At 75.6% G+C, this 18,274-nt stretch carries 11 protein-coding genes and 1 pseudogene; 9 read left to right on the top strand and 3 right to left on the bottom strand.

Features of this window, described 5'->3' with window-relative positions; genetic code table 11:
• From EF918_RS19670 to moeZ, 4 genes are all read left to right on the top strand, one after another.
• Nucleotides 1-1,112, top strand: a 1,112-nt coding sequence (locus EF918_RS19670) for a hypothetical protein (protein WP_221889728.1), incomplete at its 5' end; no start/stop codon positions are given.
• A 59-nt stretch (nucleotides 1,113-1,171) separates the two neighbouring features.
• Entirely contained in the window at nucleotides 1,172-2,167 is a 996-nt protein-coding gene (locus EF918_RS19665; protein WP_125648014.1) for an NAD-dependent epimerase/dehydratase family protein, read from the top strand.
• Nucleotides 2,155-2,901 carry a spherulation-specific family 4 protein gene (locus EF918_RS19660; protein WP_125648011.1) on the top strand — a complete coding sequence of 249 codons (747 nt, stop codon included), beginning with the start codon at nucleotides 2,155-2,157 and terminating at the stop codon, nucleotides 2,899-2,901. Before EF918_RS19665 ends, EF918_RS19660 begins: the two co-directional genes overlap by 13 nt.
• A 63-nt stretch (nucleotides 2,902-2,964) precedes the next feature.
• On the top strand, nucleotides 2,965-4,143 hold the full coding sequence (gene moeZ, locus EF918_RS19655) for an adenylyltransferase/sulfurtransferase MoeZ (RefSeq protein WP_125648007.1): 1,179 nt from the start codon (nucleotides 2,965-2,967) through the stop codon (nucleotides 4,141-4,143).
• Between the two features lie 32 nt (nucleotides 4,144-4,175).
• Here the strand turns inward: moeZ and EF918_RS19650 are convergent, their stop codons facing one another.
• Complete coding sequence (locus EF918_RS19650; RefSeq protein WP_125648004.1) at nucleotides 4,176-5,744, bottom strand: alpha/beta hydrolase; 1,569 nt, start codon at nucleotides 5,742-5,744, stop codon at nucleotides 4,176-4,178.
• Between the two features lie 113 nt (nucleotides 5,745-5,857).
• On the opposite strand from EF918_RS19650, the gene EF918_RS39085 reads away from it, so the two are divergent.
• Entirely contained in the window at nucleotides 5,858-6,682 is an 825-nt protein-coding gene (locus EF918_RS39085; RefSeq protein ID WP_125648001.1) for a MerR family transcriptional regulator, read from the top strand.
• Between the two features lie 233 nt (nucleotides 6,683-6,915).
• Here the strand turns inward: EF918_RS39085 and EF918_RS38300 are convergent.
• Nucleotides 6,916-7,254 (bottom strand): annotated as a pseudogene (locus EF918_RS38300) (nitrate reductase subunit alpha); the annotation flags it as partial.
• Between the two features lie 3 nt (nucleotides 7,255-7,257).
• On the opposite strand from EF918_RS38300, the gene EF918_RS38295 reads away from it, so the two are divergent.
• On the top strand, nucleotides 7,258-7,380 hold the full coding sequence (locus EF918_RS38295; RefSeq protein WP_260610382.1) for a hypothetical protein: 123 nt from the start codon (nucleotides 7,258-7,260) through the stop codon (nucleotides 7,378-7,380).
• A 145-nt stretch (nucleotides 7,381-7,525) separates the two neighbouring features.
• On the opposite strand, the gene EF918_RS19635 is transcribed toward EF918_RS38295, so the two are convergent.
• Nucleotides 7,526-10,537, bottom strand: a complete 3,012-nt coding sequence (locus EF918_RS19635) for a lysylphosphatidylglycerol synthase domain-containing protein (protein ID WP_260610381.1) — start codon at nucleotides 10,535-10,537, stop codon at nucleotides 7,526-7,528.
• A gap of 159 nt (nucleotides 10,538-10,696) precedes the next feature.
• Here EF918_RS19635 and EF918_RS19630 point away from each other — a divergent pair, with 159 nt between their 5' ends.
• The 3 genes from EF918_RS19630 to EF918_RS19620 all read left to right on the top strand — a co-directional run.
• A complete protein-coding gene (locus tag EF918_RS19630; RefSeq protein WP_125647998.1) occupies nucleotides 10,697-11,014 on the top strand; it encodes an MGMT family protein in 318 nt (105 codons plus the stop codon).
• A gap of 441 nt (nucleotides 11,015-11,455) precedes the next feature.
• On the top strand, nucleotides 11,456-15,184 hold the full coding sequence (locus EF918_RS19625; protein WP_185921821.1) for a UvrD-helicase domain-containing protein: 3,729 nt from the start codon (nucleotides 11,456-11,458) through the stop codon (nucleotides 15,182-15,184).
• 662 nt (nucleotides 15,185-15,846) lie between these two features.
• The coding region (locus tag EF918_RS19620; RefSeq protein ID WP_148141247.1) for an ATP-dependent helicase at nucleotides 15,847-18,274 on the top strand (2,428 nt) is incomplete at its 3' end.

Raw genomic sequence — 18,274 nt, 5'->3', positions numbered from 1 at the left:
CCCGAGGCCCGCGTCCCGGGCCACTGGACCACCCCGACCTGGGCCACAGCACCGGAGGCCGCCGTATGACCACCACCACCTGGCAGGGGCCCGGACCCGAGCGCTCCGCTCCGGCCACCGCCGCGCCCGAGCCGCCTGCACCGCTGTTCGCGCCCCCGCCGACGCCCGCGCCCGAGCCGCCCGCCGGGCCCACGCCGCCGCGGCCGCCCGTGCGGCGGCGGGCCTCCGGGGACCCGGTCAAGGTGCTGCTGCACCGCCACCGGGAGCTGTGCGCACGGGCCGTGGACCCGCTGGAGATCGCCGCCGGGCTGGAGGCCCACGGGATCACCGACCGGACGGCCGCCCGGTTCCGGCACCGCGACGTGTTCTCCCTCGCCGAGGAGCTCTACGCCCGCGTCCCGCGCCCCGACCCGGCCGCCGCCGGCCCCGGGACCAGGAGCCGGCGCCGCGGTGGCCCCCCGGACCCCGTCCGGCTGCTGCGCGCCGGCCTCCTGGCCGTGCTGCCCGGGCTCCTCGCCGCCGGCGGCGCGCTGGCGACCGGCGGGTTCGGGGCGCCCCTGCCGCCCTGGGGCGAGGCCCTGGGCTCGGGGCGGACCTGGGCCGCGCTGCTCGCCGTGGCCGCCGTCGTCGCCGGGCTCGGCCGGCCCCGCAGCGGCGGGACCCAGCTCGTCGCCGCCGTCCTCCTCTGCTGGGCCACCTACCGGCACGGGCCCGGCCTCGCGCTCGGACTGGCCTTCACCGTGGCCCCGGCCCACCTGGTCGGCGCCTGGTTCGCGGCCCGGGCCGGGCGGCGGCTCCACGGCAGCCGGGCCCTGGCGGACTTCGCCGCCGGGGCGCGCCCGCTGCTGGTCGGCGCCGTCCTGGCGCACGCCGCGTTCGCCGTACCGCTGCTGGCGCCGGCCGGGGCCCCGCTGCGGGTCGGCCTCCCGCTGGCCGTGCTGCTGTTCCTGGCCCGGCTGCTGCTGCGGCACGGAGCACCGGCCCGGGCCCGCCGGGCCCCCGTGCTCGTCGCCCTCGTGACGGCGGCCGTGTCCGCCCCGGTCGCCGCGGCGGGCCTCCTCGTCCACGCCGTCTTCGCGTTGTCCCGCGCATCCGCACACGCACACCCATGAATGGAGAGACAGCACATGCAGGACATGAACGGGCAAGCCATCGAGCAGGGGGCCGCGCGATGAGGGTGCTGTTGATCGGAGCCAACGGATACCTCGGCCGCTACGTCGCCGACCGGCTCCTCGCCGACCCCGCCGTCCAGCTGACCGCGCTCGGCCGCGGCGACGACGCCGACGTCCGCTTCGACCTGGCCACCGGCAGCCCCGGCGCGCTGACCCGGTTCCTCGACGCCGTCCACCCCGGCGTGGTGATCAACTGCGCGGGCGCCACCCGGGGCGGGGCCCGGGAGCTGACCCGGCACAACACCGTCGCCGTCGCCACCATCTGCGAGTCGCTGCGCCGCAGCGGCTGCGGCGCCCGCCTGGTCCAGCTCGGCTGCGCCGCCGAGTACGGGCCCAGCCAGCCGGGATCGTCCACGGCGGAGGACGCCGTCCCCAGACCCGGCGGGCCGTACGGCGTCAGCAAGCTGGCCGCGACGGAACTCGTCCTCGGCTCCGGCCTGGACGCCGTCGTGCTGCGGGTGTTCTCGCCCGTGGGCCCCGGCACCCCGGCCGGGTCCCCGCTCGGCCGGCTCGCCGAGGCCATGCGCCGGGCCATGCAGTCCGGGGACAGCGAGCTCAAGCTCAGCGGCCTCGGGGTGCAGCGCGACTTCGTCGACGTACGGGACGTGGCCCGGGCCGTGCACGCGGCCTCGCTGTCCGCCGCCCAGGGCGTGGTCAACATCGGCACCGGCCGGGCCGTCCGGCTGCGGGACGCCGCGGCCGTGCTGGCCCGGGTCGCCGGCTACGGCGGCGCGCTGCACGAGCTGGACCTGCCCGCGCAGCAGCCCGGCCACCACCCGGGCCGGGCCGGCATCGGTGCCCCGCGCTCCGAGGCGAGCCACGAACAGCTCGCCGCCGCCCCGCCCTCGCCCGCCGCCTTCCCCTACCCCGACGGGTGCGGGGTGTGGCAGCAGGCCGACGTGCGCACCGCCCGGGACCGGCTCGGCTGGCGGCCCCGGATCAACCTGGAGGAGTCCCTCGCGGACATCTGGATGGAGGCAGCGTGCCGTATCTGACCGCCCCGCCCGGGGCCGCCCCGGCCGCCACCGGCTCCGGCCGGCTCGGGCTCGGCAGCCCCGGATACGCCCACCCGCTGGTCGCCCCCGTCGAATGGGCGGAGCTCACCCGGCCCGGCACCCCGCTGCACTGGGCCGTCCTCAACGTCTCGGACGGCCCCGGCCGGCGCCCCGACCCGCACTGCACGGGGGCCGCGGGCAAGCTCGCCGGTGCCGGCGGCACCGTCCTCGGCCATCTCGCCCTGCGGGACGGCAGCCGGTCGTTCGGTGAGCTGGTCTCCGACGCCCACCGCTTCCTGGACTGGTACCAGGTGGGCGGCTTCTACCTGGACCGGGCGCCCGCCGACCGCTCCGAGCTCGCCGCGGTCCGCCGGGTCGTGGACACCCTGCGCGGCCTGGGGGACGGGCTCCACATCGTCCTCGGGCACGGCACCCACCCGTACCCCGGCTATGTCGAGACCGCCGACCAACTGGTCACCTTCTCCGGCGGCTGGGCCGACTACCGCTGGTCCCAGGTGGCGGAGTGGACCTCCGAGCATCCGCCGGAGCGCTTCTGCCACTTCGTCCACGGGGTCCCCCGCACCCACCTGGAGGAGGCGCTGCGGATCGCCCGCTGGCAGGGCGCGGGCACCATCTGGTTCACCGATCGGGCCGCGGGATCGGACCCCTGGGCGGGAATGCCCGCGTACTGGGACGAAATCGTCTCGCGGATTGGACCGGGTGTCTCGGAATGAAGAAGCGCGTGGCACTGTTACGGGAAGAACCAACGCTTTCGCCTTTACCTCTACGGAGTCCCCGTGTCGCTGCCACCCCTGGTCGAGCCGGCTGCTGAGCTCACCGTTGACGAGGTCCGTCGGTACTCCCGCCATCTGATCATCCCGGATGTCGGGATGGACGGCCAGAAGCGCCTGAAGAACGCGAAGGTGCTCGCCGTGGGCGCGGGCGGTCTCGGTTCGCCCGCCCTGATGTACCTGGCCGCGGCCGGCGTCGGCACCCTGGGCATCGTGGAGTTCGACGAGGTCGACGAGTCGAACCTGCAGCGCCAGATCATCCACAGCCAGTCCGACATCGGCCGCTCCAAGGCCGAGTCGGCGCGGGACTCGGTCAAGGGCATCAACCCGTACGTGGACGTGGTCCTGCACGAGGAGCGGCTCGACAGCTCCAACGTGATGGAGATCTTCAGCCAGTACGACCTGATCGTCGACGGCACGGACAACTTCGCCACGCGCTACCTGGTCAACGACGCCTGCGTGCTGCTGAACAAGCCGTACGTGTGGGGCTCCATCTACCGCTTCGACGGCCAGGCCTCGGTCTTCTGGTCCGAGCACGGTCCCTGCTACCGCTGCCTCTACCCGGAGCCCCCGCCGCCGGGCATGGTCCCCTCCTGCGCCGAGGGCGGCGTCCTGGGCGTGCTGTGCGCGTCCATCGGCTCCATCCAGGTCACCGAGGCGATCAAGGTCCTCACCGGTGTCGGCGAGCCGCTGGTCGGCCGTCTGATGATCTACGACGCCCTGGAGATGCAGTACCGCCAGGTCAAGGTCCGCAAGGACCCCGACTGCGCGATCTGCGGCGACAACCCGACCGTCACCGAGCTCATCGACTACGAGGCCTTCTGCGGCGTCGTGTCCGAGGAGGCCCAGGAGGCGGCGCTCGGCTCGACGATCACTCCCAAGCAGCTCAAGGAGTGGATCGACGACGGCGAGAACATCGAGATCATCGACGTCCGCGAGAAGAACGAGTACGAGATCGTCTCGATCCCGGGCGCCAAGCTGATCCCCAAGGGCGAGTTCCTGATGGGCACCGCCCTGCAGGACCTCCCCCAGGACAAGCGGATCGTCCTGCATTGCAAGACGGGTGTCCGCAGTGCGGAAGTCCTCGCGGTGCTCAAGTCCGCGGGCTTCGCCGATGCCGTGCACGTCGGCGGCGGCGTGATCGGCTGGGTCCACCAGATCGAGCCGCAGAAGCCGGTCTACTAGCCGCGGTCGTACGGGCCCGTCCAGGAACGTCGTCAGGCGGCGGTGCACACCGTGCCGGCGGCCGGCACCTTGTCCTCCAGCAGATAGCCGTTCACGGCGGCCTGCACGCACCGGTCACCGCTGTTGTAGGCGCCGTGCCCCTCGCCCTTGTACGTCAGCTCCACGCCGACGCCGGGCCCGAGCTTCTCCACCATGTGCCGGGCGCCCTCGTACGGGGTGGCCGGGTCCCCGGTGTTGCCGATCACCAGGATCGGCCGGGAGCCCGGCGCGCTCACGTCCGGGGTGCTCCAGGCCCCCTTGACCGGCCAGCCCGTGCAGGCCAGCAGGCCCCAGCCGAGGAAGCTGCCGAACACGGGCGAGGCCGCCTGGAACTCCGGCAGCTTGGCCTTGGTCTGCTCCAGCGAGTAGCGCTCCTTGGAGTCCGCGCAGTTGATGGCGGTGTTCGCCGCGCCGATGTTGCTGTACCGGCCGTACTGGTCCCGGCCGTTGAGCGCATCGGACAGCGCCAGCAGCAGCTGGCCCTGGCCGCCCTCGGCCTCGTCCAGCCCCTGCTCCAGCAGCGGCCACAGCTCCTTGGAGTACAGCGCCTGGGCGATCCCGCCGGTCGCGGCGCTCTCGGTCAGCTTGCGGTCGCCGATGCCCGGGATCGGCTTGGTGGCCAGGCTCTTCTGGAGCGCGACGATGTTGTCCTCGATCTCCTTGGGGGTGCTGCCCTGGAGCTGGCAGGCGTCACCGCGCTCGACGCAGTCCTGGGCGAAGTTGTTCAGGGCCAGCTGGAAGCCCTTGGCCTGGCCGAGGGAGCCCTGTTCCGAGTCCTTGGTCGGGTCCACGACCGCGTCGAACACCGCACGGCCGACGTTCTGCGGGAAGAGGTGGGCGTAGACCCCGCCGAGCTCGGTGCCGTAGCTGATGCCGAAGTAGTTCAGCTTCTCGTCGCCGAGGGCCTTGCGCAGCGCGTCCAGGTCGCGGGCGGCGTTCTCGGTGCCGACGTACGGGAGCACCTTGCCGGAGTTGCGCTGACAGGCCTCCCGGTAGTCGCGCTGGGCGTCGATGAAGGCCTTCTGCTGCGCCGGGGTCTGGGGGGAGGAGTCCTGGGCGTAGTAGGCGTCGAGCTGCTTGTCGTTCTCGCAGAGCACCGGCGCGCTGCGGCCGACCCCGCGGGGGTCGAAGCTGACCAGGTCGTAGCGCTCGCGCAGGGCCGCGTACTCGTCGGCCGCGCCGGGCAGGGTGCTGATGCCCGAGCCGCCCGGGCCGCCGAAGTTGAACACCAGGGAGCCCAGGCGCCGCTTCTCGTCCTTGGCGCGGGTCCGGATCAGCGCCAGCGGGATCTGTTCGCCCTCGGGCTTGGACCAGTCGAGCGGCACCTTGAGCGTGGCGCACTCCCACTCCGGGCCGGGCGGCTTGCCGCCGCCCTGGGCGGCGTCGGGCGCGGGGCAGGTGCCCCAGTCCAGCGCGGTGCCGGTGCTGCCCGCGGAGATGCTGGAGGAGGAGGTGTCCTCCGCGCTGCTGCTGCCGCCGCCGTCGTCGGAGCAGGCCGCGGTGGCGAGCAGCGCGGCGGTGACGGCGGTGGCTGCGGTGGTCCGCAGGGCGTGTCGAGGCATGTCCCCATCCTGCGGTCGGCGGCAGGAGTCCGCCCGCGTCGTGGGCCATGTGAGTGGCAGCCCTGGGGTGCCTGCTTGCGCAGGCCGCCCGGTCTTCTGGTCTGGTGGTGACCATGAGCGAGAACCTCAACATCGGTGAGGCGGCGGCGCTGACGGGCACCACACCGCGGACGCTGCGGCACTACCAGGACCTCGGGCTGCTGCCGGAGCGGGAGGACTACGGCTTCGCGGACGTGGTCCGGATCCTGTGGGTGCGGCGGATGGTGGAGCGGGGCACGGCGCTGGACGACGTACGGGCGGCGCTCGGGCGGAGGACGGACCACGAGGAGCTGCTGGCGGAGCTGGAAGCCTCGCTGGCGGGGCAGGAGGGCGAGCTGCACGCGCGCCGGGCGGCGCTGGCCCGGCTGCGGGCCGCCCGCGGGAACCTCGCCGAGCTGGCGGCCCGGCTGGCGCAGCACGGCGGGACGGCGGAGGAGGCCGAGGCGCCGGGGGCCGGTGGGGCGGCCGGGGCGGCGGAGCTGGAGCGGAGCGCGCATCCGCTGGGGCCGGCGGTGGCGGCGCACGAGGCGGTGACCCGGCACGTCCTGGCGGTGCACCCGCGGCTGCGGGCGGAGCAGCGGCGGTTGCAGACCGAGCTGATGGAACTGGCGGGGGCGCCGGCCGACGACCCCCGGGTGGAGCGGCTGGCGCACGCCTACTTCGTGCACATCCAGGCCATGGAGGCGGCGGAGCGGGCGGCGAGCTTCCCCGAGCCGGAGTTCGTGGACGAGGGCTGCGGCCCCACGGCCGTCCCGCCCTCCACCACGGGTACCCCGCACCCCCGCGAACCGGAGCCCGACGCCGCCCTGGCGCCGGTCGAGCAGATCTCCCCGGCCCAGGCCCGCTGCGCGGAGCTCCTGGGCCGGCTGATCGCCAAATGGGCCTCGGACCAGGGCTGAGACCGGCCCCGGCACCGCCGCCCCGGCTGCCGGTCCCCGGCCGGTCTGACCGGGCGCCGGCGCCCGGCGGCCCGCCCGCCCGGCCCCGGCGCCGGGCGGGTCAGGCCGGTGCGGGGACGCGGGGGGCCGTGGACCGCAGGCGCCGGGCCGCGGCCAGGCCGGTGGCGACGCAGGCCGCCACGCCCACGCCTTCGTACGCGGCCCCGCAGACCCCCAGGACCGGCAGTTCGGCACTCCGGCGAGGTGATCACCGGGACCGTCCGGGCCCGGGTGTCGGCGAAGGTGGTCCGCTTGCCCTCGGCCTCGGCCGCCAGGTGCGCCATCGGCGTGCCGACCTTCTTCTCCAGGCTCTCGAACCCCTGGGTGGCCAGGCGGCCGTTGCCGGTGCCGGACAGGGCGAGGACCGCCTCGCAGGCCCGCCGGGCGGTGTCCGGCCACGGCCGGCCGTCGGCCGTGCCGCCGCGGACCGTGCCGTTCTTCGCGCCCAGGTACGCGACCTCCTCGGCCACGTCGAAGGTGACCCTTGGCGGTCACCCGAGGGAGTCCACCAGCGGGCCCAGCGCGGCGAACTCCTCATGATCCGCGAGCAGAACTCCCGCCCCTGCCGCCGCGCCTCGCTCGGCTACCACCTGGCCGCGGTCCCGGCCGCCGCCGCCCTCTCCCCGTGGCTCGCGCCCTGCCCTTCGCCCTCCACCTGACCCGTGCGGCGGCCTGCCGGGGCGCGGCCTGCGGCCGGCGGCGGTCGGGGCCGTGGAGGTGGGCTGCTCCCTGCTGCTCCCGGCAGCCGTGGTGCCGGCGTACTGACCGTACCGACGCCCCGCCCCGCGCTGCCCCGCCGGGAGGCTAGATGGCCTCCTTGCGGGTGAGGAAGTTGAACGACAGCCAGCCCGGCAGGACCGGCAGCCAGAAGGTCATCAGACGGAACAGCAGCACCGCCGAGATCGCGATCTCCTTCTCCAGCCCCGCCGCGATCAGGCCCAGCGTCAGCGTGGTCTCCACCGCGCCCACACCGCCCGGCGTCGGCGCCGCCGACCCCAGCGCGTTGCCCGCGAGGAAGACCACCGCGACACTGGCCAGGCTCAGCGTCTCACCCCCGCCGAACGCCCGGATCGACGCGTCCAGGCACATCACGAAGCAGCCGGTGAGCAGCAGCATGCCGCCGATGCCGGTGACCAGCTTCTGCGGGCGCTGGAGCACGTCCAGCATGCGCGGCACCACCCCCGCGAACAGCGCCCGGACCCGGGTCACCACGAACTTCCGCAGGAACGGGATCGCCGTCACCACCAGCACCAGCACCGCGACCGTCAGCAGACCCGCGATCACGGTCCGGGACGGCGCCATGTCGGGGGTCTTCTCGGTCCCCGTCAGATAGCCGAACGCCAGCAGCAGCAGGATGTGGCTGGCCAGACCGAACAGCTGGGACGCGCCCACGCTGGCCACCGCCAGCCCCGGCCGGACGCCCGCACGCTGCAGGAACCGGGTGTTCAGCGCCACCCCGCCGACCGCCGCCGGCGCCACCAGCTTCACGAACGAGCCCGCCACCTGCGCTGTCACGGCCCGCAGGAACGCCACCCGCTCGGGCACGAAGCCCAGCAGGCTCATCGCCGCCGCGACGTAGCTCAGCGCCGAGAACGCCGCCGCCGCCCCGACCCAGCCCCACTCGGCCTCGCCGATGACCCGGCCGAAGTCCACGTGCGTGAGCTGCGTCAGCAGGAAGTACGCGGCGAACGCGCCCGCGATGAACGAGACCAGCGTGCGCGGCCGGATCCGCTCCAGCCGGGCCGGTTCCACCGGGGCCTGCGGCCGGATCAGCAGCACCTGGCGGCGGATCTGGCTGAGCAGGTCCTCCTCGCGGGCCTCGTCCATGGCCTCGTCCAGCGCCCGCTTCTCGGCCTTGCGCTCGGCCTTCGCATCGGCCTTGGACCGTTCCCGTTCGGTCTTCGCGGCCTGCGTGGACGCGAGCACCGCCTCCCGCTCGCGCTGGGCGCGCTCGCGCGCCAGCCGGCGCAGGGTCGCCCGGGTGGAGCGGCTCAGCGCGATCGGCTGGAGCAGCGGCAGGCAGTCGGCGACCGCGTCGGGGCCGAGCACCTCCACCGCCGAGGCCACCGAGCGCTCCGCGCCGACCCGCAGGCCCAGCGTGGTGAGCAGCTGCGCGATGTCCATCCGCAGCACCAGGTCACCGGCCGCGATCTCGCCGCCGCGCAGATCGGTGAGGGTCACATTGCCGGAACGATCCACCACCAGGGCGTCACCCGTGAGCCGGCGGTGCGCGATCCGCCGCGACTGCAGCGCCCGTACCTGCTGCCAGGCGTTGCGGATCAGCTCGTCGGTGATCTCCTCGTCGGCGAGGGTGTCCAGACATCGGCCGTCGAGGTGCTCGTAGACGAGCATCACCGCGTCCGGGCCGAGCTCGGAGGTGGCGATCAGCTTCGGCGCGTTCGCCCCGGCCGCGATGGCGGCGTAGGCGAGCAGCGCCTCCTGCTCCAGCGCCTGGCGCAGCGACTGCAGGCTGCGCCGGGTGGTGATGCCGCGCAGGGTCAGCCGCCGCCAGACCCGGTAGAAGAACCCGTGCGCCTGCTGCTCGCGGTCCACGACGGTGACGTCGAGCGGCGGCCCGTCCTCCAGGGTCACGTGGTAGCGCCGGCCCCGGTCGCTCTGCTCCTGGCTCTCCTGGCCGCCGTCCGGGGCGGCCTCCGCGCGGGTGGCGCTGACCGGCTGGAAGCCGACGCGGCGCAGGCCGGCCAGGAGGTTCTGGCCGGTGGGGCGGACGTTCGGCGAGCCCACCGCGTACAGGGTGCCGTAGGCCACGCTCCAGCCGATCAGCACCGTGAGCATGATCGAGAAGGGGGTGGTGTAGCCGCCGACGAGCATGGCGAAGGCGTCGAGCAGCAGGACCGCCCAGAGGACGACCCGCCAGCGGGGCCGTCGGGTCATCCCGACGGCGGTCATGTACGCGATCACGGGCGCGAGGTAGCCGTGCACCGGGTCGGTCAGGGCATCGCCCTGGCCGGTGGCCCGGGTGAGCGCGTCCTGGACGGTGTCGGAGGCGGCGCGGGAGACCCACAGGTCGGTGGCGAGGGTCACGCCGTGCGCGAGGACGGCCGCGAGGACGCCGTCGGCGATGCGCAGTCCGTCGCGTTTGATCAGCCGTTCGATGGCGAAGGCCACCGGTACGAGCAGCACGGCGATGCTCGACACCAGCCCGGCGACCTTGATCAGCAGGTCGGGAGCCTGGTCGGTGCCCTGGCTGATGTCGGCCTCCAGGCCGGCGGTGGTGCCGTGGGCGAAGGCGGCCAGTGCCAGGACCAGAGCGATACCGAGGACCCCGACGAGCAGCCGGACCAGGTCGGAGGGCCGGTGCACCCGGGCCGGCAGCAGCGGCTCGTCGACCTCGACGGGATCGGCCGGCGCATGCCCGGACCCGACCGAAGCCTCCTCGGCCTTGGCGCGGCCGCGCTCGGCCTTGCCCGGGCGGGCCTGAGCCTCGCTCCGCTCGGCCGGGGCCCGGCCGCGCTGGGCCTTGGCCTGGGCGGCTTCGGCGTTGGCGCGGCTGCGCCGGCTCCTGCCCGGGCCGGACTGGGGCTCGTCCGGGTCGGCCCCGGCCCGGGCCGCCCCGGCGCGGGCCGCCTCGGCGTGGTCGGGGTCGGTCGGCTCCGGCTCGGTCGGCTCGGGGTCGGTCGGCTCGGGGTCGGTCGGCTCGGGCTCGGGCGGGCCGGTCCCCTCGGCCGGGGGCCGGTGGCCGCGGGGGCCGGTGCCGTGGCCGGGCGCCCGGTCCCCGGGGCCCGGGTGCGGCGTCGCGCGGGTGTGCTCGGCCTCGGCCGCCGCGTGGTTCATCGCGTCGTCCTGAGGGCTCACACCCTGCTCCTTCGCCGTCACTTCCGTCTCTTCTTGATCACGTATCACGAGTCACCGCCCGGAAGATGGTGGCACGGACGGACGGGGCGGCGGGGCATCAGGGGTCCGCGCCGTTGTGGAGTTAAGCGTTCCGCAGGCGCCCCGCCGCCGTGCGGCACCATGGGCCGCATGGACGAACTGCCGGAGTACGCGGAGCGGGTGCTCGACGTGGCCGAGCGGATTCCGCCCGGGCGGGTGATGACGTACGGCGACGTGGCCGAGTGGCTCGGCGAGGGCGGCCCCCGGCAGGTGGGCCGGGCGATGTCCCTCTACGGCGGCGCCGTCCCCTGGTGGCGCGTGGTCCGCGCCGACGGCGTCCCCCTGCCCGGTCACGAGCTGCGGGCGCTGGAGCACTACCGCACCGAGGCCACACCGCTGCGCGAGACCTCCGCCGGACCGCGGATCGACATGCGGCGCGCGCGGTGGGACGGGGGCTGACCGCGGACCGGGCCGCGGTGCGCTGAAGCTCACACCTGCCAGCTTCCGCCATGGAAGGCCCGGGCGGGGACCCGAGGACGGGCCGGACGGGCGACGCGCCCCGGACGGGCCACGTACCTCGCACGAGCACGCGGACGGACCCGAAGGCGTTGACGGAGCCGGAGCCGCAGCACCTGACGGAGCGGACGGAGCGGACGGAACTGCACGGGAAGCCCGACGTGCCGTAGCGTTGCCTCTTCGGCACGAACGGCCGCCGCAACGGCACCCGCACCCGCAGGCGCACGCGTACCCGCAGGCGCACCCGCCCCCGCAGCGGCCGGAACCGCCACACCCGCCAGCACTGATGGACCCCTCGTCAAGACCGGACCGGCACCCCACGTGATCACCTCTCCCTCCGACCGCTCAGAGCGGCGCACGCGGACCCCGGACGCGTACCGACTGGTGCGTACCGGGCCGGGGCGAGTGGATCCACCTGTTCTGGACGCAGCGCAGCAGGCGGTGGTTGATCACACCGGCGGCCCGCTGCTGGTGCTGGCCGGGCCGGGCACCGGCAAGACGACCACCCTGGTCGAGGCGGTCGCCGCGCGGGTGGAGGCCGGCGCCGACCCCTCCCGCATCCTCGTGCTCACCTTCAGCCGCAAGGCGGCGGTCGAACTGCGCGACCGTACCGCGCTGCGGCTGGGCGGCGCGCGGGCGCCGCAGCCGACGACGTTCCACTCGTTCTGCTACGCGCTGGTCCGCGCCCACCAGGACGCGGACCTGTTCACCACCCCGATCCGGCTGCTGTCCGGCCCGGAGCAGGACGTGACGGTCCGCGCCCTGCTGGAGGGCCAGCGGGAGCTGCGGTCGATCCCGTGGCCGGACGACCTGCGGGCGGCGCTGACCACGCGCGGGTTCGCGGACGAGGTCCGCGCCGTGCTGGCCCGCAGCCGGGAGCTGGGCCTGGGCCCGCAGGCCCTGGCGGACTTCGCGCGGCGCACCGGCCGCCCGGACTGGGCGGCCGCGGCGGCGTTCCTCGCGGAGTACCTGGACGTCCTGGACCTCCAGGGCACCCTGGACTACGCGGAACTGGTCCACCGGGCGGTGCTGCTGGCGGAGCGCGAGCCGAGGATCGCGTCGCTGTACGACGCGGTGTACGTCGACGAGTACCAGGACACGGACGCGTCGCAGCTGCGGCTGCTGCAGGCGCTGACCGGCGGGGGCGCGTCGCTGGTGGCGTTCGGCGACCCGGACCAGTCGATCTACGCGTTCCGCGGCGCCGACGTGAACGGCATCCTCGACTTCGGGTCGGCCTTCCCGGGGGCCCGGGTGCACGCCCTGACGACCTCGCGCCGCTCGGGCGCGAACCTGCTGGCGGCGACCAGGCTGCTGACGACGCGCATGCCGGTGCCCCGGCTCCCGGCGGCGGCGGTCCGCGCCCACCGCGAGCTGCGGGCGACGCGGGAGGGCGGCCGGGTCGAGGTCCTGACGTTCCCGACGGCGTCGGCGGAACTGGAGAACATCGCGGACGTGCTCCGCCGGGCCCACCTGGAGGACGGGGTCCCGTGGCGGGACATGGCCGTCCTGGTCCGCGCCGCGGGCCGCACCCTCCCCTCGATGCGCCGCGCCCTGATCGCCGCGGGCGTCCCGGCCCGCACCGAGTCCCAGGACACCCCCCTCCGCCACGAACCGGCGGTGGCCCCCCTCCTGACAGCCCTCCGCCTGACGGCCACCGCCGCCACCACCGCTCCGCACCCCGCCCCTCTGCCCGTCCCGGCCGAGGCCGAGGCTGCGTCGGAGCCCGCTCCGGCCGTCGCCGGCGAGGCCGGCCTCGCCGTGCCGGCGGCGCGGAGCGCCGCGGCCCTGGCCGCCGACGGCGGTGCCACGACGGCTCGGCAGCCTGCCGATCTGCCCGTATCGACCGATGCCGAGTCCGCTCCGGGCGGGTCCGACGAGGCCGCCCTCGCCGTGCCCGCGGCGCGGAGCGCCGGCGGCCCGGGGGCGGACGGTGCCGCCCCGGGTGCGGTGCACGGCGGGTCCGGCGACGCGGACCCAGAGGGCGCCGTGCCGACGTCCGCCGCGGCAGCCGCGGCCGGCGACGGCCGGGCCCCCGCGGCGCCGGGCGCGGTCGACGGCGCTCAGGGGTCCGCCCCGGGCACGGTGGACGGCGAGGTGGGCGGCGCTCTGGGGTCCGCCCCGGGCACGGTGGACGGCGAGGTGGGCGGCGCGGGCGATGGCGCCCGGGCATCGGGGCCGGGTGCGGTCGACGGCGGCGGTCAGGGGTCCGGGACCGGTGGGCCGGGGGTCGGTTGGGTCGGGGTCGAGGAGGCGTTGGAGTTGTTGGCCTCGCCGCTCGGCGGGATGGACGCCGCCGACCTGCGACGGCTCGGCCGGGCCCTGCGCGAGGAGGAGCGGGCGGCCGGGGTGCGCACCCCGGCACCCTCCGACGTGCTGCTCGCCCGCGCCCTCGCCGAGCCCGAGCGCCTCGTCGCCCACGACCCTGCCTACGCCCGCGGAGCCCAACGCCTCGGCCTCCTCCTGCGCAAGGCCCGCGAGATCCTCCAAGGCGGCGGCACCGCCGAAGAGGCCCTGTGGGCCCTCTGGGACGGCACCCCCTGGCCCGCCCGCCTGGAACGCAACGCCCGCCGCGGCGGCGCGGCCGGCCGCAACGCCGACCGCGACCTCGACGCGGTCTGCGCCCTCTTCGACACCGCCGCCCGCGCCGAGGAACGCACCGGCGGCCGCGGCGCCCTCAACTTCCTCGAACAGCTGGAGGCCGAGGACATCGCCGCCGACACCCTCACCTCCACCTCCCGCGCCGCCACCCGCACCGACGCGGTCCGCCTGATGACCGCGCACCGTTCCAAGGGCCTCGAATGGAGCCTCGTCGTGGTGGCCGGCGTACAGGAGGGCCTGTGGCCCGACCTCCGCCGCCGCGGCTCCCTCCTGGAGGCCGACCGCATCGGCACCGACGGCCTCGCCGAGCCCCTCACCCCCGGTGCCCTCCTCGCCGAGGAACGCCGGCTGTTCTACGTCGCCGCCACCCGCGCCCGCGACCGCCTCGTGGTCACCGCGGTCAAGGCCGCCGCCGAGGACGGCGACCAGCCCTCCCGCTTCCTCACCGAACTCGGTGTCGAGCCGCGTGACGTCACCGGCCGCCCGCGCCGACCGCTGTCCGTCCCGGCCCTCGTCGCCGAGCTGCGCGCCACCACCGTCGACCCCGACGCCTCGCCCGCGCTGCGCGACGCCGCCGCGCGGCGGCTCGCGCGGCTCGCCGCGCTCACCGACGACGAGGACCGCCCGCTGGTCCCCGCCGCGCACCCGCAACGCTGGTGGGGCCTGTACGAGCCCACCCGCAGCCGCGTCCCGCTGCGCGACCGCGACCGGCCCGTGGCCCTCTCCGGCAGCGCCCTGGACCAGCTCGTGAACACCTGCTCCCTCCAGTGGTTCCTCGGCCGCGAGGTCAAGGCGGACACCCCGGCCAGCGCCGCCCAGGGCTTCGGCAACGTCGTCCACGTCCTGGCCGACGAGGTCGCCTCCGGGCACACCCCGGCCGACCTCGCCGTCCTCATGGAGCGCCTCGACGCGGTCTGGGACGGGCTCGCCTTCGACGCGCCGTGGAAGTCGCGGCAGGAGAAGGACAACGCCCGCGCCGCCCTCGAACGCTTCCTGCGCTGGCACCACTCCGACCGGGCCGGCCGGACCCCCGTCGCCACCGAGCACGAGTTCGACGTCACGCTGGAGGCCGGCGGGTACGAGGTCCGCATCCGCGGCTCCATGGACCGGGTCGAGGCCGATGCGCAGGGGCGCGCGTACGTCGTCGACTTCAAGACGGGCAAGGCCGCGCCGACGAAGGAGCAGGTCGCGCGGCATCCCCAGCTCGCGGTGTACCAGCTGGCGGTCCGCGAGGGCGCCGTGGACGACGCCTTCGACGGCCGCCGCCCGGAGCCGGGCGGCGCCGAGCTGGTGCAGCTGCGGCAGGGCGCGGCCAAGAAGGACGGCGGCGAGACCGTTCCCAAGGTCCAGCGGCAGGAGCCGCTGGCGGGGGAGTGGGTCGCCGACCTCCTGGCCGACGCCGCGGGCCGCGTCCTGGACGAACGCTTCACCCCGTCCACGGGCGACCACTGCACCCGCTGCACCTTCCGCGCAGCCTGCAGCGCCCGCCCGGAGGGCCGCCACGTGATCGACTGACCCTTCCAGGGTCAGCCCCTCGGGCCCCGCGCCCCTGGGCGGCCCCACCAGAGCCCCGCCGAGAGACGCGAGCGGATCCGACAAGGCCCCGCCCCTTCAGGGGCGCGAGGAACTGCGCGAGCGACCACGGACCACGCGAGCTGTTCCGGCAAGGGAACGCCCCCCGAGGGGCGCGGGGAACTGCGCGAGCGACCACGCACCACGCGAGCGGATCCGGCAAGGGAACGCCCCCCGAGGGGCGCGGGGAACTGCGCGAGCGACCACGGACCACGCGAGCGGATCCGGCAAGGGAACGCCCCCCGAGGGGCGCGGGGAACTGCGCGAGCGACCACGCACCACGCGAGCTGTTCCGGCAAGGGAACGCCCCCCGAGGGGCGCGGGGAACTGCGCGAGCGAACCACGCGAGCGGATCCGGCAAGGGAACGCCCCCCGAGGGGCGCGGGGAACTGCGCGAGCGACCACGGACCACGCGAGCGGATCCGGCAAGGGAACGCCCCCCGAGGGGCGCGGGGAACTGCGCGAGCGACCACGGACCACGCGAGCGGATCCGGCAAGGGGCCCCCGGGCCGCGGGGACCGGCTCGGCAGAGGGGCGGGCTCCGCCCAGGGCCGGCGGGGCACGGCCCCGCCCCGTTTGTCGGCCCCGGCGGATAGCCTTCTTGGGTGCGTGCACCCGTCCTCTCCGACCCCGAGCAGCTCAAAGAGCTCCTCGGCATCCCCTTCACCCCCGAACAGACGGCCTGCATCACCGCCGCCCCCGCCCCGCAGGTCATCGTCGCCGGCGCCGGCTCCGGCAAGACCACCGTCATGGCCGCCCGCGTCGTCTGGCTGGTCGGGACCGGCCAGGTCCGCCCCGACCAGGTCCTCGGGCTGACGTTCACCAACAAGGCCGCCGGCGAGCTCGCCGACCGCGTCCGTACCGCCCTCGCCCGCGCCGGCATCACCGACCCCGACCCGTCGCCCACCGACGAGGACGCCACCGGCGAGCCCCGCATCTCCACCTACCACGCCTTCGCCGGCCAGCTCCTCAAGGACCACGGCCTGCGCATCGGCCTGGAGCCCAGCGCCCGCCTCCTCGCGGACGCGACCCGCTTCCAGCTCGCCGCCCGCGTCCTGCGCGAGGCCCCCGGGCCGTACCCGGCCCTCACCCGCTCCGTCCCCGACCTGGTCTCCGACGTCCTCGCCCTCGACGCGGAGCTCTCCGAGCACCTGGTCACCCCCGCCCGCCTGCGCACGTACGACACCGCCCTGCTCGACACCCTCGCCGGTGTCCGCCTCACCAACGACGACCTGCGCAAGGTCCCCGAAGCCGTCCGCGGCCGCCTGGAGCTGCTCGAACTCGTCGAGCGCTACCGCGCCGCCAAACGCTCCCGCGACCTCCTGGACTTCAGCGACCAGATCGCCCTGTGCGCCGAGCTGGCCACCACCCGCCCCGAGGTCGGCACCCTGCTGCGCGAGGAGTTCCGGGTCGTCCTCCTCGACGAGTACCAGGACACCTCCGTAGCCCAGCGGCTCCTGCTCTCCGGCCTGTTCGGCGGGGGCACCGGCCACGCCGTCACCGCCGTCGGCGACCCCTGCCAGGCCATCTACGGCTGGCGCGGCGCCTCCGTCGCCAACCTCGACGACTTCCCCCACCACTTCCCGCACGCCGACGGCACCCCCGCCGAGCGGCAGTCGCTCAGCGAGAACCGCCGCAGCGGCGGCCGCCTCCTCGACCTCGCCAACACCCTGGCCGCCCCCCTGCGCGCCCTGCACGAGGGCGTCGAGGCGCTGCGCCCGGCCCCCGGCGCCGAACGCGACGGCTTCGTGCGCTGCGCCCTCCTGCCCACCCACGCCGAAGAGCTGGACTGGCTCGCCGACTCCCTCGCCCACCTCGTCCGCACCGGCAAGGAGCCCGGCGAGATCGCCGTGCTCTGCCGCTCGGCCGGCGACTTCGCCGCGATCCAGGCCGCGCTGGTCGCCCGCGACGTGCCGGTCGAGGTGGTCGGCCTGTCCGGGCTGCTGCACCTCCCCGAGGTCGCCGACCTCGTCTCCGTCTGCGAGGTCCTCCAGGACCCCGGCGCCAACGCCGCCCTCGTCCGGCTGCTCGTCGGCCCCCGCTGGCGCATCGGCGCCCGCGACCTGGCCCTGCTGGGCCGCCGCGCCCGGCTGCTCGTCGCGCGCGGGGACGCCGGGGCCGGCGAGGACGACCGCGACCACCGGCTCGCGGCCGCCGTGGAGGGCGTGGACCCGGCCGAGATCGTCTCGCTGGCCGACGCCCTGGAGACGTTCCTCGACAGCTCCTCGTACGACGGCGACGACCTGCCCTTCTCCGCCGACGCCAGAATCCGCTTCGCGTACCTGGCGCAGGAGCTGCGCGACCTGCGGCGTTCGCTCGCCGACCCGCTGATGGACGTACTGCACCGGGTGCTGTCGACCACCGGCCTGGACGTGGAACTGTCCGCGTCCCCGCACGCGCTGGCGGCCCGCCGCCGCGAGACGCTGTCGACGTTCCTGGACGTGGCGGCGGGCTTCGCGGCGCTGGACGGCGAGGCCTCGCTGCTCGCCTTCCTGGCGTTCCTGCGGACGGCGGCGCAGTACGAGAAGGGCCTGGACCAGGCGCTGCCGGGCGGGGAGAACACCGTCAAGGTGCTCACCGCGCACAAGTCCAAGGGCCTGGAGTGGGACGTGGTGGCGGTGCCCGGGCTGTACCGGGGGGCGTTCCCCAGCGAGCAGCCGCGGGAGGCGTGGACCTCGTACGCCAGGGTGCTGCCGCACGGGCTGCGCGGCGACGCGGAGACGCTGCCGGCGGACCCGGAGTGGACCTCGGCGGGCCTGAAGGCCTTCCGGGCCGAGCTGAAGGAGCACCAGACCACGGAGGAGCTCCGCCTGGGCTACGTCACCTTCACCCGGCCCCGCTCCCTCCTCCTGGCCTCCTCCCACTGGTGGGGCCCGACCCAGAAGAAGCCCCGCGGCCCGTCCTCGTTCCTGACCGCCCTGTACGACCACTGCACCGCCGGCCACGGCGAGATCGAGGCCTGGGCGGACGCCCCCGGACCGGGCGAGGAAAACCCGGCCCTGACGCCCCCCACCGAAGCCACCACCTCCTGGC

This window comes from Streptomyces sp. WAC06614, from assembly GCF_003949795.1.
In the GTDB taxonomy this organism is placed as follows: Bacteria; Actinomycetota; Actinomycetes; order Streptomycetales; family Streptomycetaceae; genus Streptomyces.
Note: the sequence above shows the minus strand (reverse complement) of the source record. Positions and strands in the feature narration are given on the sequence as shown.

Coding starts and splice junctions, on each gene's coding strand:
- EF918_RS19630 (WP_125647998.1), top strand. CDS start 10,697: ATGGGCCGCATGGACGAACTGCCGGAGTACGCGGAGCGGGTGCTCGAC.
- EF918_RS38295 (WP_260610382.1), top strand. CDS start 7,258: ATGATCCGCGAGCAGAACTCCCGCCCCTGCCGCCGCGCCTCGCTCGGC.
- EF918_RS19665 (WP_125648014.1), top strand. CDS start 1,172: ATGAGGGTGCTGTTGATCGGAGCCAACGGATACCTCGGCCGCTACGTC.
- EF918_RS39085 (WP_125648001.1), top strand. CDS start 5,858: ATGAGCGAGAACCTCAACATCGGTGAGGCGGCGGCGCTGACGGGCACC.
- EF918_RS19650 (WP_125648004.1), bottom strand. CDS start 5,744: ATGCCTCGACACGCCCTGCGGACCACCGCAGCCACCGCCGTCACCGCC.